Source organism: Chryseobacterium viscerum, assembly GCF_002899945.2.
Lineage (GTDB): Bacteria > Bacteroidota > Bacteroidia > Flavobacteriales > Weeksellaceae > Chryseobacterium > Chryseobacterium viscerum.
On sequence record NZ_PPEG02000007.1, the window covers coordinates 300,284 to 315,788 of the forward strand.

The 15,505-nt window shown below is 38.5% G+C and carries 9 protein-coding genes; all 9 read left to right on the forward strand.

Annotated elements, in window-relative coordinates; translation table 11 throughout:
- The first annotated feature begins 262 nt into the window (after nt 1-262).
- The 9 genes from C1634_RS17840 to C1634_RS17880 all read left to right on the forward strand — a co-directional run bounded on the left by C1634_RS17840 (nt 263) and on the right by C1634_RS17880 (nt 15,474).
- Nucleotides 263-952, forward strand: a complete 690-nt coding sequence (locus C1634_RS17840) for an alpha/beta fold hydrolase (RefSeq protein ID WP_228410103.1) — start codon at nt 263-265, stop codon at nt 950-952.
- Between the two features lie 977 nt (nt 953-1,929).
- Nucleotides 1,930-2,922: a hypothetical protein gene (locus C1634_RS17845; RefSeq protein ID WP_109738854.1), complete on the forward strand. Its 993-nt coding sequence runs from the start codon at nt 1,930-1,932 to the stop codon at nt 2,920-2,922.
- Nucleotides 2,923-3,091: 169 nt separating this feature from the next.
- The gene (locus C1634_RS17850; RefSeq protein WP_123921499.1) at nt 3,092-10,810 is read left to right on the forward strand and encodes a GEVED domain-containing protein; all 7,719 of its coding nucleotides are present in this window, start codon (nt 3,092-3,094) and stop codon (nt 10,808-10,810) included.
- Between the two features lie 87 nt (nt 10,811-10,897).
- Complete coding sequence (locus C1634_RS17855) at nt 10,898-11,413, forward strand: hypothetical protein (RefSeq protein WP_123921501.1); 516 nt, start codon at nt 10,898-10,900, stop codon at nt 11,411-11,413.
- 76 nt (nt 11,414-11,489) lie between these two features.
- Nucleotides 11,490-11,999 (forward strand): hypothetical protein, encoded by a 510-nt coding sequence (locus C1634_RS17860; protein WP_103235696.1) that lies wholly within the window; start codon nt 11,490-11,492, stop codon nt 11,997-11,999.
- A 133-nt stretch (nt 12,000-12,132) separates the two neighbouring features.
- Nucleotides 12,133-12,561 (forward strand): transposase, encoded by a 429-nt coding sequence (locus C1634_RS17865; RefSeq protein ID WP_109738857.1) that lies wholly within the window; start codon nt 12,133-12,135, stop codon nt 12,559-12,561.
- Between the two features lie 20 nt (nt 12,562-12,581).
- On the forward strand, nt 12,582-12,917 hold the full coding sequence (locus tag C1634_RS17870; protein ID WP_109738858.1) for a transposase: 336 nt from the start codon (nt 12,582-12,584) through the stop codon (nt 12,915-12,917).
- 260 nt (nt 12,918-13,177) lie between these two features.
- Nucleotides 13,178-14,293 (forward strand): hypothetical protein, encoded by a 1,116-nt coding sequence (locus C1634_RS17875; RefSeq protein ID WP_109738859.1) that lies wholly within the window; start codon nt 13,178-13,180, stop codon nt 14,291-14,293.
- Between the two features lie 578 nt (nt 14,294-14,871).
- A complete protein-coding gene (locus C1634_RS17880; RefSeq protein WP_123921503.1) occupies nt 14,872-15,474 on the forward strand; it encodes a hypothetical protein in 603 nt (200 codons plus the stop codon).
- Nucleotides 15,475-15,505: the final 31 nt, after the last annotated feature.

The following is a 15,505-nucleotide window of genomic DNA, read 5'->3' on the forward strand; positions in this document are numbered from 1 at the left end:
CAGGAAACTGATGGTTATATGACAAGATAATATAAATCATTAATAAAACTCCCCCTGAACAGGTTAGAAAAATTCATTGATAACTTTTCTGGTTTTCTAAGTATTTTGAAAAATGGCATATTTCAAAAGAAAAAGCTCTTGAAAAAATACCATTTGCATGAAAGCTGATGCTAGTAAAACTAAAGAAGTGAAATTTAGCCGATCAGCTATGGGGGGGGCAAAATAATGATATGATTAAATAATAATTTCAAAAATAATTAAGGTGAAAAAAGCAAACATTGTATTTGTACACGGTCTTTGGGCTGATGGTTCCGGGTGGAATGCCCTTATCCCAACTCTTTTAGAAGAAGGACATCAAGTAATTTCGGTTCAGAATCCGTTAACAACTATTGAGGATGACGTAATGGCCACGCAAAAAGCATTGGCAAGGCTGGAAGGAGTTACTGTGTTGGTTGGACACTCTTGGGGAGGTGCAGTAATTACTGCTGCCGGTAACGATGAGAAAGTAAAATCATTGGTGTATGTTGCAGCATTAGCACCCGATGAAGGTGAAAATTTGGGAGCATTATCTGAACAATATCCTGCCGAAGCAGCAAAACACCTGCAGATTGCAGATGGCTTGGTATGGATGGGATTGGAAGGCATGCAAAAATACTTTGCAGGAGACCTTCCTGAAAAAGAGACATCATTAATGTATGCAGTACAGGGCCCGGCATCAGTAGCTTTATTTGGAGCTCAGGTCACAAATCCTGCGTGGAAAAATAAAATGAACTGGTATATTGTTGGGAAAAACGATCATACTATCAATCCAGATTTAGAACGTCTTTTTGCAAACAGAATGGGTGCTGCTATTACTGAACTAGAAAGCAGTCATGTACCAATGCTATCACAACCAGAAGCTGTTTTGAGAGTAATCAGAGAAGCTGCTCGTTGGGCAGAGAGTGAATCTTAACTATTTATTGATCTGATAAAGAAGCTCATTATGCTTCGGAAGCGTTTCTTGGGGCAGCCGATGAAAAAGAAAATACAGCACGCTAATGATACAGCCTATTGAATGTATTAAATATAATAGAATTTTGCGAATTATTTTTTAGGATAAGAATTTATTGTAACGTTTCGTTCGCGGAAATATTGATATCATAAACCTGTTTAAACTTATTTACATAAAAAAGTTTAAACAGGTTTATTATTATTGGGTTTGACGAAAAGTGAAATTTTGCACTCATCTCTCTATTATTTACAACACCCACTTTCTAAAACTGATTAGGATGAAAATTCTTAAGCTTTTTATTACAATATTTACCACAATTGGGTTAACGGCTTGCGAACAAACAATAATTCAAAAAATAGAAACTATTCAAAAAAACAAAAAAATTGACTAATAAAATAGTAAAAATAGCTATTGACGCGGCAAAGTGGTGACAGCAAGACATTCACATAATGCTTTTGTTAAGCATTATTCCTGTGCTATTATTCTATTTTTCAAATATTAGGTTGGCGATTCCTTCGAGGATATTTTAGCTTCTAAGCTATTGTAAAACATTTAGATTAAACAAAATATAATGCAGAAGTGGAAATGAGCAAAAAAGGGAACAGGTAAAAATGCTTTTTCCGATGATTAAATAAATTTTACTTACTCACATATTTCTTAAATTATTAATTCTACCAATTAAGCAGATTATAATATAAAAAAGCTCTTATAAGAAATGAAAAAGCAAAAAACATATGATTAAGATAATAAATAATGCAGATCAGTGTAATTAATTAAGTTGATTTATAAAAAAGCTTATTTAATTGGTTGTTTATCAGGTATTTAATTTTTTGTTGAGCGTTTTTATAAAAGGTATAAATTTACAGAAATCAGTTGTGATAGGAAGTTAAATTTGCATAAAAATCATTTAATATTTCAATTAATATCAAACAACAATTATGATGAATAACAATTTCTATTTTCTTATTTTTTTTGTAGGTTTTTTCAGTTCTGCCCAAGTAGGTTTAAATACTACTGCTCCAGAAGCAACTCTTGATATGAGAGGGAAAAACCACTTGGGAGATGTTGATCCTAAAGATGGTATTCTGGTTCCTCGGGTCAATGCTTTAACTGTAAACGGCTCTGTAAATGGGCAATTGGTTTATCTTATTGCAGACTCTGGAGTGTTTAGAAAAGGGTTTCATTATTGGAATGGAACAGCATGGACAGCCGTAACAAAAGATGCAACCAACGATGCATGGGTTGACGATTCTGTGGGTACCGTTGTTAAATTAGGAACCCTTTCAGATGGATCAACGGCACGACCGGCGGGAACAGAATTTAGTGTTAATGATTCTGGAAGAACAAGTATAGGAGCTAACGATTATACGGCTATGCTTACTGTAAATTCGCCCGATACAAATTCGATACTAAAGCTGAAAGGTTTAAGCAATAGCGGAAGTAAAACGGCAGCGTCAATTGACTATAATAAAGCTTATCCTTTATATTCTGATAGTGGAGGCAATATCTATTATGGTTCAAATGTAACTCAGAATAGTAGTACGGCCGCCACATTTGACGGACCTTATACAAGTACACCAACAGCCCAAACACTTGTATCTCTTAATCCTGGTTCTGTAGTGAAGTTTACCGTGTACTCTGGTTTTGCTTTTGGATTACCGGGTGTAGGGGCTACGATATACGGCGAGGTTTTATGGTCTCCGGTCAATAAATTTCAATGCAGATACTTTGGAACCGCTACCGGAGGAGTTTTGACCAATAATCTTTCCATAACAGGTGAAGGGACAGACCTGCTTACTTTTGATTTTGCGACAGGTGTAGATTTTATTCTCGAAAAGACAAGTGCCGGAATTACCTATAGAAATACAAGTATCCCTCCTGATCCTGTTAATATTGGTTTTAGTGTATTTAATAGTTTCAGAACAAGGTAAGAAGCTTCTTTTTTGGTGACTAGAATAAGATAATACCCATATCCTATACCAACAAGTTTATTCTAATACAGAATTAGAGGCAACTTCTAAAAACACAAATGTTTACATATGTATACTAAGGGAGGTTCTCCTCCCTGGTATATATTCCATTATTTAAAAAAACATAAAAATGAAATTAATAAACAATACCTCTCCGAGAGGCAGCCTTCGGGTTGTCTGGTGTATTTGTATCGTTTTATTGACATTTTCCCAAAGTAAGGCCCAAATTTTATTTTCGGAAAGTTTCAATTACACACAGGGTACGCTACTTTCAGGTAATAACTGGCCAGCGTTATCAGGTACAGGAACCAATAATATAATGATTTCTTCTGGAAATCTTTTATATGCGGGATCCGTAGGGAATGGAATAGGTAATAAAATTCCTTTACTCAATAACGGACAGGATGTCTACCGTACATTTACAAGTACTTCAGCTCCTATTTATTCATCTCTTATTGTAAATGTATCTGCAGCCAATACTGCCGGAGATTTCTTTTATTCCATAGGTATAAATGGTGCTCCTGCAACAACAGTAGGAGGTAAGCTTTTTATCAGATCAAATGGTGCCGGCTTTAGTTTCGGCGTTCTCAGAGGAACAGGCGGTACTCCGGTATACGAGTCTGTAATAAGACCGTTTAACACTCCTATTATGGTAGTGTTAAAGTATGAAATCGTGACAGGAACAACAAATGATGCTGTGAAGCTCTATGTAAATCCTTCACTGTCTTCAGAACCAACCGTAGCAGATGTACAATATTCCTCAGCAGTCGGAGCTGATGCAAGCGCTTTTTCAGCCGTAGCTCTTTTACAGGGAACGGCAGCCAATGCTCCAACATTGGAAGTAGATGGTATTGCTGTTGGAAGCTCATGGAACGGTGTAGCCTCCGCAGTTTATGATTTTGGCGATACCCCCGTTACCTATGATTTTACAAAAGATGGAGTTTATGCACCTGCAGGCCATCGCTTTCTCACTGGTTTATCCTTAGGCAGTTCAGCACCAGATCTTGAAATTTCACCACTCAGTGTCGCTTCCGGTTCTGATGATAATGGCAGTAATGGGGATGGAGTAGATGAGGATGCCATTGTGGCATCAGCCAATATCATAAGAGCAGGAGCTCCGTATAGCTTGACACTTCCTGTAAATAATCCTACTTCTGCAGCAAAATATCTTTATGGATGGATAGATTTTAATGATGATGGGAAATTTCAGGTTGAAGAATTGGCCAATGCTGTAGTAACGGTTACAGCAACAGGAAGTACGACCCAGACACTAACCTGGTCTGCAGCTAAGACAGGTACAATAGCCCCCAGTGCAGCCAGACTTTATCTGAGATTAAGACTTTCAGACCGTTCCTTAGCTGATTTTACAACAGCAGCTTCTGGAGGTGCTTTAATTGATGAGCGAAGCGTTGGAAACGGAGCGACAAGTACAACCAATGCTACTGATTTTTCTACTTCCTCAAACGGAGAAGTGGAAGATTATCAGATTACGGTATTACATACCTTTGATTATGGAGATGTACCTTCAAGTTATGAAAATGATAAAGATGGTAATCCTCTTCCAGGCCTGCATGCACCTCTTTCAGGTTTTACTTTAGGGACATTGCTCGATGTTGAAGATAATCCTGCTTCTGTTGCTGCCCCTAATGAGAATAATGCAGGTGGGGATAACGCAGTAGGACAGGTTGATGAAGACGGAATCTCTTCAGTGTCAAGTGTAAGCCGTGGAGTAGCTTATAGTATTGCTGTTCCTGTACATATACCAACGACATTAGCCGGTAATAAATATTTATTCGGTTGGCTGGACCTTAACGGAGATGGGCGCTTTCAGGTTGGAGAGATTGCCACAACAAATACGAATTTAACAGGTGGAAGTTATTTAACCCTTACCTGGACTGCTGCACAAACGGCTGCTATTGTAAGCGGAACCACAAAAATTTATTTACGCCTCAGACTTTCAAATTTAAATTTAACAGACTTTACCACAGCCGCTTCCGGAGGTGCAGTAATCGATGAAAGAAGTATTGGTAACGGGGCTACTACAACCTCTAATGCTGCTAACAACCCAATGGTAGCCTATGGTGAAGTTGAAGACTATCAGCTGCCGGTAGATCTGTATGATTTTGGGGATACACCGGTTTCTTATGAAAGCAATAATGCAAGTGCTTCAGTCCCGGGCAGACAAATTACCAATCCTCTATATTTCATTGGAAGTATAGTAGATAACGAAGCTGCCGCTCAAAACGTACCTTCAGGTAACGATAACAATGGAACCAATGGAGATGGTATAGATGAAGATGGGGTTACTGGTGTTGTGCCTTCAATAACAAAAAGTGCTCCTTTTAGCTTCTCCGTGCCGATAAGAGCAGATTTAGCATCAAATAGTATTGCCTGGATAGATTTTAACAATAACGGAAGATTTGAAGTTTCTGAAGTTGCCTATACTGCATCAACAGGAACAGGAACGGGCTATCAGTCTGTCCCTGTAGGCGCATCTTCAGTCACTTTTTGGTTCAGAGGAGCCCAGACCAATCTGATTCCAGCAGGGATTAATAATTTATATGTAAGAATCAGGCTGACCCAGACTGCAGGTTCAGATAATGCTGCGACTACAGCTGTAGACGAGCGTTCCATTGCAGATGGTGCATCTACCGGAGTGTATACCCTTCCAAGTGTTGGAGAAGTTGAAGATTACCGTTTTGCGGTTGGAAATAGCAATTATGATTTTGGAGATGTTCCTGTAAGCTATGAAATGGACAAAGACGGAACTGTAAATCCAACCAATTTTAAGCCTGCCAGAAATCAGCCAACAACCCTATTACATCTAGGAAATAGTTCTACACTGGAGCCTGCTCCTTTTTCAGTAGGAGCCGGAAATGACAATAACGGAGCTAACGGAGATGGGGTTTCTGATGATGGACTTCAATCCAGTCAGTTGTATATAAGATCCGGAGCTGCAAACACATATCCTGTTGCCGTAAACAATACAACAGGAGCCGCAGCAACTTTATATGCCTGGATAGATCTTAATAATAACGGGAGATTTGAATCTGGAGAATTTGAAACAGTATCTGTTGCTTCAGGAGCTGCTACTGCCAATATTACCTTTACAGCAGCACAGATCAATACGATCTCTTCGGCAGTGGGTAAATTGTATATGAGATTGAGATTGGTACAACCGGAAACAGGAATTACATTAGGTGATTTAACAACTGGTGCCAATAACACTGTTGTAGATGAAAGATCAATTGCAGATGGTTTAAATACAGGATTATATAGCTCTGTATCACAGGGAGAGGTTGAAGATTATCAGCTGACAGTGATTAGAGATTATGGAGATGTACCTGTGAGCTATGAAAATGGATCTCCGGCATCCCAAACAAACAGTATTGCCCCTGAATTATTTATGGGAGCCACTGTGGATTATGAATTAAGTAATGCAGCAGTAGCAGCTGCTGCAGACAATAATGGGTCTAACGGAGACGGATTGGACGAAGATGGAATAGCCCCACAGGTCATTACAAACGGATCTCCGTTTACGATTAAAGTACCTGTAAATACTACTGTCAATGGGACTAAAAATTTATATGCATGGATAGATTTTAACGGCGATGGTATATTTAATGGTAACGAAGCTGCTACCGCAAGTGGAAATGTTACTGCCGGGACTACCAACGAATTTACTTTAACATGGCCGGCCACCGCAACCATTGTGTCTCCATTAGTATTAATAGCAGGGAAAACCTATGTGAGGTTCAGACTTTCCGGAGCAACGATTACTAATACCAATAATGCAGTCCCTGTTTTAATAGATACCCGCAGCACCGGTTTCAGTAGTGCGGCAGGGGAAATAGAAGATTATCAGTTTACAGTAAGCAATTTATATGATTATGGGGATGCACCTGCAGCCTATTCCAGAGCAAGAGACGGAATAACTTCCGTGCCGGCAAGACAGGCTTCATCACCGGTATTAAAACTGGGAAATACTATAGATACTGAAGCTGCTGAGCAGTCTGTAGCTGCCGGAGCCAATAATAACGGGACCAACGGAGATGGAGCAGACGAGGATGGAATACCCTCTGTGATGCCTGTTTATAAAGGAATCGCCTATTATTCACAAGTCAATGTATTCAATAATTCCGGTTCTGCTAAAACACTATATGCCTGGATTGATCTGGATAATGATGGTTATTTTGAAGTTGGAGAAATGTCTTCTCTATCAGTTCCTTCTTCCAATGTAATGCAAACTGTTACTTTACCTTCATGGACCATTGCAGATACAAACACGATTCCTGCCGGGGTAACCCAGGTTTATATGAGATTGCGTATATCTGATGGAGCATTAGCAGATTTTACTGGGGGGCCTCCAGGACTGGTTGTGGATGAAAGGTCCATTGGAGATGGTCTTTCTACCGGGGTGTATGGAACAGCTAACGGAGGTGAAATAGAAGATTATGTTTTACCTGTTGTTACTTCTTATGACTATGGAGATGCTCCGGATACTTATGATACCAGTAGAAATAATATTGTGGCCCCGGCAAGACATACTGCAAGCCAGGGATTATATATAGGGAATAATCCTGCAGATGATGAAAATTCAAAACAGATCATTGCAGGAAATGCATTGGGCGATGACAATAATGGGATTGATGATGAAGATGGTGTGGCTGTAGGGCCTATTTACTCCGGTGGAGGTTCTATTTATTCACTGAGTGTAAAAGTGACTAATAATACCGGAGGTATCAGAACTTTGTATGGTTGGATAGACTTTAATAACAATGGCCGTTTTGAGACCTCTGAGGCGAGAACAGTATCTGTGCTTAACGGGACAGATAATGGCAGCGTAGTCCTCACCTGGCCAGCTGCTTCCACTGTTGTTACAGGAACACCCAGCCAATTGTACATGCGTCTCCGTTTGTCAGAAGGAACACTAAATGACTTTACAACAGGTGCTCCGGGGCTTTTGGTAGATGAGAGAGCTCTTGCTGATGGGGTGAATACAGGAGAATACGCGGTTACACCAGTTATTTATAATGGTGAAATTGAAGATCATACAATACCTGTAACATCAAACCTTGATTATGGAGATGCTCCGCCATCTTTCGAGCAAAACACATCGGGAATGATGCTGCCTGCACGTCATGTTTCTGATGAGAATTTGATTATTGGAAATACGATAGATATAGAACCTGCAGCACAAAGCGTTGCAGCAGGATCAGACAACAACGGAACTAACGGAGATGGTCTTGATGAGGATGGAATAACCACTCCTTTACCTACCTTTGTGCCGGGATCAGAATACAGTGCACAGATCAATGTGACCAATACTCTTACAACAGCAGCTACATTGCATGCCTGGATCGATATGGACGGAAATGGACGGTTTACCTCCAATGAGTATACTTCAGTATCATTACCTGCCAATTCAGGATCCCAGACTGCCAAGCTCTACTGGTACGCGACAATCTACACGGGAGCAGCTTCCAATACCTATATGAGGGTTCGCATTACAAGTGCTTCTCTTACGGACAATGCCGCAACCGTAAATGTGGACGAACGTTCCATCGGTGACGGGTTAAGTACAGGTGTTAATGCTGCCTTTCCTATTAATGGAGAAACAGAAGATTATTATTTACCGGTAGATACTACGGTGGCTGTTGCCCAGCCTTGTGATGATACAGATAACCACTTGGGCCTTATGGATTCTGTGCAGGCTTTATTTCATGCCAGCATTATAAGAGTGGCAACAGGAGGGTATCTTGTATTTGGGAACTCGGCGAATGGAAATGGAATTGCTAATCAAAATACTCCTTCAAAAGTGGAGTCTGGCTCTAACGGATTTTCATTTGTTGGAATGCCGCTCATGGTGACAGGAGTCTCTTATGGCGTGGCTTATCATCAGTATTTCCTTCTTACAACCTCTGGGCTATATGTTTGGGGAGCTGCAAATGGAGTATTTGCTAATGCGACTACCGCTATGACTCAGGTTGCATTGCCGCCAGGTGTAGGGCCCGCCAATGTACAAATGATGGATGCGGGGCGTAATCTTACAACAGGATCTCTTATGGTACTCACTAAATTGGGAGAAGTATGGGTATATTCAAATACGATTGGCAGTGATGTACAGGGAGATGGAAACCAGGCTGCCACAGGGTGGCATCAGGTAATGATCAATTCTTCTACACTATTGACAGGGATGAAAGATGTTCGTAGTTCTGGTGGTGCAGCCATTGCAACAGATGGTAACAATTTCTACACCTGGGGAACCAGTACTTTGTTAGGAGATGGGCAGCCTGCTTCCGACAGAAATTTTGCTGCTATGATGAACGTTCCGGCAGGAATCAGCCTTCCGGTAAAACAGCTAGATGTAAATAATGCCGGGCCAGCGTCGTATTATTTGAGAGACAGCGCCGGAAAAGTATTTGTGATGGGATATAACGGTTCAGGACAATTAGGACTTGGAAATACAACAACAGCTACATCCTGGCTGCCTGTTTCTTATATCAACGAGCAGCCGGATGCCCCCGGAGTTCAGACTGATATTACAAAACCTATTGGAAAAGTTATCTGGATATCTGCCAATAATCATGATACATATTATCCATTATTTTATTTGGTAACTGAGGAGAATAGAGCGTATTCTGCCGGAGATAATAACGGAAATAAAGCTGGACTTCCTTCGCCTACCACAAGGTTTATTCCTACAGCAGCTACGATGGGCGGAGGAGCGCAAATGCTTACTGGTAAGATGAAATATGTAGAAGCCGGAGGGCACATTTCTATCCTGATTAAGGACAGAAATGACAGATATGGCTACACAGGTCATACCGCTGATGGAAGTGACGGATGTGGAGGATGTACGAATAGTCCGTCAGAGTTTACTTTTACAGGCCCTCCTTCTACGGGACCGGTATGTGGTAATACTGCTTTTGATTTTGGAGATTTGGATAACCGTTATAACCCTGGAGATCAGGCCAGTCATCAGATTAAATACAGCCAGGTTGATAATCCATTGAGATTAGGGGCTAATGCTGGGGATAGTGATGATGGGCCTCAATTTACGATAACCGGAAGTGGAAATAATGCCAGCGATGATGATAATGATGGTAAAGGGAGCTTAATTGACGAGGATGCCTTTGTAAGTGGTTCTTTGCCGGTAAAAGCCGCAGGGGTGGCCTATACGTTGAATGTTCCTTTTACCAATAATATGGGAACGACAGCTTATCTATATGGATCTATAGACTGGAATAATAACGGAAGTTTTGAACCGGGAGAAACAATAGTTAAAAGTGTACCGGCTTCTGCTTCTCAACAGACTGTTGCGTTAACATGGGCAGATCCTGGATCAATCCCTGGATGCAATGGAGATTTATTACGCAGTTTTATACGTTTGCGTCTTACAACCAACCAACTTAGTGATGACACAGGAACTCCCGAGGATGAACGCAGCTATTTGAAAGCAGATGATGGAGAAGTAGAGGATTATTATGTAGACTGGACCTGTGGAATATCATCATATTGCTACAAACCGGGAATATTGACAGGCACAGCGCTGGATAGTAAGATGGGTATTACCTCATTAAGCAGAGCAGGCTCAGCAGATTCAGACAATTGGCCAATGGTTCGTAAAGGAGCGTGGCTGGTGCTTGAATCTAAAACGAAAGGCTTTGTTACCAACAGAGTGGCATTTGATGGTTCTGGAAACCCAGTTGGAATACCGGCTGCGAGCTTTGTAGAGGGAATGATGGTATACGATATAACCAATAACTGCCTGAAAGTATATACTTTAACAGATGGAGGGAGTACTTTCAGCTGGCAGTGCTTCAATACACAGGCTTGTCCGGATTAATGTGAATTTTGGGAAAGCAACAGATTTTTTTCTGTTGCTTTTACCTGAAATTTTTATTTAAAAATTCATTCAATAAAAATTAAAATTATGTATTTAAAGATACCGACTTTATTTATGCTATTAATATTTCCATGTTTCATGTATTCCCAACAGCATATCGAAAAGATGATAGATAAAAATCCTGTTTATGCTATTGAAGGAATAGGCTATAATGAGTCAGGAGTGAAAAAGCTCATGAACTTCTCAAAATTAAGTGCCCAGGGAGAGGATAAAGGTGAAATTATGCTGACGAACAATGAAATAGAGGTCACTAAAAATGGTATTTACCGGATTAGCGTATCATCAGAAATTAATAAAAACCCAAAAGACAAGCAACAGCCCATATTCGCTGTACATATTAATGGAAAAGAAGCTTTTGTAGCGAGAAAAGGGAATTTATCGGCAGAGGGGGAATATTATTTTCAGATCCAGCTAAAGAAAGGAGATGTACTGAGCTTCAGTATTGTAGATGAAGCAATCACTGCGATGGAAAAAAACAGCCTTCGTATAAGTTTTACAGACCCTGCTCTGATTACATTTTCGGAACAAGTAGTACAGCACTAGAGAATAGTTCATTAAAAAGAATGGGTATTACTGGTCTGTTTGCTCATTTTCTTGTCAATTAAAATAATAATAGGTTATGAAAACAGTAATTTTTAGTATAGCAGCAATATTATTTACGATCACAATAGAAGCGCAGGTTGCAGTAGGCAAAAATAGTGTCAGCAACCCGTCCACCTCACTGGAATTTGCCGAAACCGAAAACAGAGGGCTGCTTCTTCCCTATATAGAGGATAATAGTGGAATTTCACAAGATGGAACTATGATATTTGATACAACAGATAATAAAGTGAAATATCTTAAAAGCGGAAGCTGGTTTGATTTAAGTGTAGATACAACTGGAAATGCCGATTTATCTGTACAAACAACTAAAACCGAAAAAACCGAAGCGAAGGTAAGTATTGGGACTCTTACTTCCACAGATGGAATTTTGGTTTTAGAGGATAGCAACAAAGCAATGATTCTTCCTAAAGTTGCGAGTCCGCATTTAAACATTATCAATCCTGCTGCAGGAATGATTGTATATGATACTACTGCTCATCAGCTAGCGGTGTATAATGGCAGTGTCTGGTCTTTCTGGAAGCCATAGCGGTAAGAAGATAAATTGATGATAACTTCAATCAGGATTAACATCAGTTCAGATGTGTAAGCCACTATCGTTGAACGTTTGATCTTTTTTATCAAAAAAAAAATATTAAAATAAGCATCAATATATATAAAATATGGATAATAATTTTAAAAATATTCATGTAGGTTCTTTAATTCAGCAAAAGACGATAGAACTTAATATGGATATTGATCGTATTTGCAATTTCTTGAAATGCACTGAGGATGAAGTGGAGAAAATGTTTTTAGAAAAAGATATTGGTACAGATTATTTATTAAAGTGGAGTAAGCTTTTAGAGTATGATTTCTTTAGATTATATACACAGCATCTGATATTATTTTCGCCCGCAACAGGAAGCACTCCAAATAACATTAAACAAGCATCACAGCTCCCAAAATTCAAAAAAAATATTTATACAAAGGAAGTTATTGATTTCATTTTAGAGCTTATCAATTCTGGTGAAAAAACAAGACAACAGGTGATCAGCGAATATAGGATCCCTAAAACGACATTATACAAATGGTTAGTAAAATACGGGAAATAATGAATAAAAATTAAACGATTATGGGTACCACTCCTGATTATAAAAGAATTTATATTGATATGATTAACATGAAATATCAAGACAGAATGAAAGATTGTGAGAACATCTTGAATAAAAGTAATATTTCTTCTATGGATGTTATCGCATTGCAGGAAAGAATATTTGGTAAAAATATTGAATTGAGAGATAAGGAAAATGGAAAGTTTAGAGCGTATGGCGATGATGATATCTGCAAAATATTAAGTTATCAGAAAAAAAATAGAATGAATAATACAGAAATTTCAAACTATTTTAAGGTAAGCAGAAATTCTATTTCAAAATGGAAAAAAAAATTCCCGGAATCTGGTTTTCAATAAAATAATATATCATAGAGTTCAAGCACAATTAATGACAAAAAAAGAGAATTTAGAAAGAATATTTTTTACTCTCAAATTTTCATTAGTGATGGGGCTGAGATTGATGTCAAAGATAGCAGTTCTCTTATGCAGGAAGTACTAAAAACCTGAAAGTTCCCTTTGATTCCCTTTCAAATAATTTCTTGTATCTGCCCATCTCCAATAGGTATTTGAATTTACAAGAATTTTAAAAATCTTATTATCAACTAAAACAAAATGAAATGAAAAAAATAAATTTAATTATTATACTACTATTCTTATTTAATATTAAAGTCTTAGGACAAGTAGGAGTAAATACTCCCTCTCCGGAATCAACTTTTGATATCCGGGCAAAAAATCATACAGGCTCTACTCCAGGTGCAGTCACTGCGCAAGATGGGGTTTTAGTACCAAGAGTTAATGCTTTATCTACCAATGGTAATGTAAATGGACAGTTGGTTTATCTCATTGCCAATGCCGGAGGATTTACCAAAGGATTCCATTATTGGAATGGTACTGCCTGGACACCTCTTGATGCAACGAATGATGCGTGGGCTAATGACAATACGAATACAATGATAAAGCTAGGCACAAAGTCTGATGGCTCTACTGTAAGAGATGCAAATACGGATTTTGTAGCTACCGATGCCGGAAGAATAGGGATGGGAACCAACGATCCAAAGGTGACCGTTCAGATAGAAGGAAAAGTGACAACCCCATCAGTTCCTGATGGATTCACAACTCCCCGATTGACACGAGCCCAGCTTTCGGCAAAAGATGCTGTGTATGGAAGTGACCAAAACGGAACCTTAGTTTTTGTAACAACATTAGACGGAGCAGCGATAAACAAGGTATCGTACGTAACGTCTGTAGGATTGTATTTTTATGATTCACCAACCAGTAAATGGTATAACATCAGATCTTCATCTTCCGGAGTGGTAGAGAGTTTTAAAATCATTACAGGAACGTATACGGCAGCAGCTCCTTATGTTGTACAGCCTGATGATTTTCTTCTTATTTTAAGATACAACACAGCCTCTACGGGGGGGAACAGCGGAGCTAATATTAGCACAACCAGTCCGTATTTAAATAGTACTGCCAATTTACAATTGCCAGATCCTACAACTTGTCCTGGAAGGGTTCTGCAATTTGTGAATGACAGCGATAAAGTAGGGTCAAGTACAGGAGAAAATGTATATACAAATTATGCGATGCACGCTGCGGGCTCAGATCCTAATAGTTATAATTCAAGGAGTAATCTTAACAATTATGAAATTGCAAGTGGGCAAAATTATTCACAATGGAAAATCATCAGTGATGGGACAAGGTGGATAAGCTTACAGGTGGTTATCGTTTAATAAAAGGAAAAATTTAAAGTTAGAAAAAGAACCTCTGTGTAGTTTACACAGAGGTTTTATATATATTTTTTGTCCCGTCCTGAAATAGCGATGCACAAAAAATAGTTGTTATGAAAGAAAGCTTAGAAATACTCTATGCCAAGCGTACCCAGAAAGATTACAGTTTGCGTTTGAAACTTCGAATGGTAAGAGAAATAGAAACGGGAAAATCAGGAATTCGATATCGATAAATATGATATTGAGACTTCAATGAGAAGAAAAATAAGGATCAACCAATTGATGTTTATAATGAGTTCAGACCCCATTTTTCAAATCATTGTCTTACCCGCTTCTTTAGCCCAGTAAACCCCATTCCGTAGGTAACCACTAATAAGGTTCTTCCTTTCTCAGTTTCATCCTTATCAGCTTCGATGATTACTTTCCCTTTTCCAAATGGAAGAATGTAGTAAAATCCATTTTACAGGTTGTTTTTGTTGGTGATTTTCAGGGGTTTAGTTATTTTTTTTTCGTAACTTTAAATTGTTGATTTTCTGAGAACTCTTATTTATTAAAAAGCTAAAGCAAAATAAATGAAAAGAATGGAGAGCATAGAAAGGATATTGAATAGTAGCATTTGTGTGGGATTATACAAATGTAAAGCATTATTGATGTTTTTTTTATTATTACAGAATGTTCTTTACTCTCAAATTTTCATTAATGATGGAGCCGAGATTTATGTCAAAGATAGCAGCTATCTTACGCAGGAAATAATTATAAAACCGGAAAGGGGGAAGGTTTACATTCAAGAGGAAACTCAGTTTAGCAATTTAAAAGAACACATTTCGGGAGAAATTATTTACATAAGCACTTTAAAGAAAAAGAAACCCCCAAAAAAGAGTAAACCTAAAATTACCAACACAAAAGCTAAATTTTCGGATGAAAAAATAGTAGTTAAGAATAAATTTATTCCTATTCCAAAAGGTAATTCAGAATTATTACTGCCTTCTTATCCTTCGAGATATTGTCTTCTTCCCCCTGTTACAAGCCTAAAAAAAATAGAATTTATCATAGGGTGGAAAACAACACTAATTAAACCTCCTTACTGTATAAAAATACTGGGAGGAAGTATTAAAAACCTGGAAGTTCCCTTTGATTACTTTCAAATAATTTCTTATATCCGCCCTCCTCCAATAGGTATTTGAATTCACAAGAACTTAAAAAAACTTATTATCA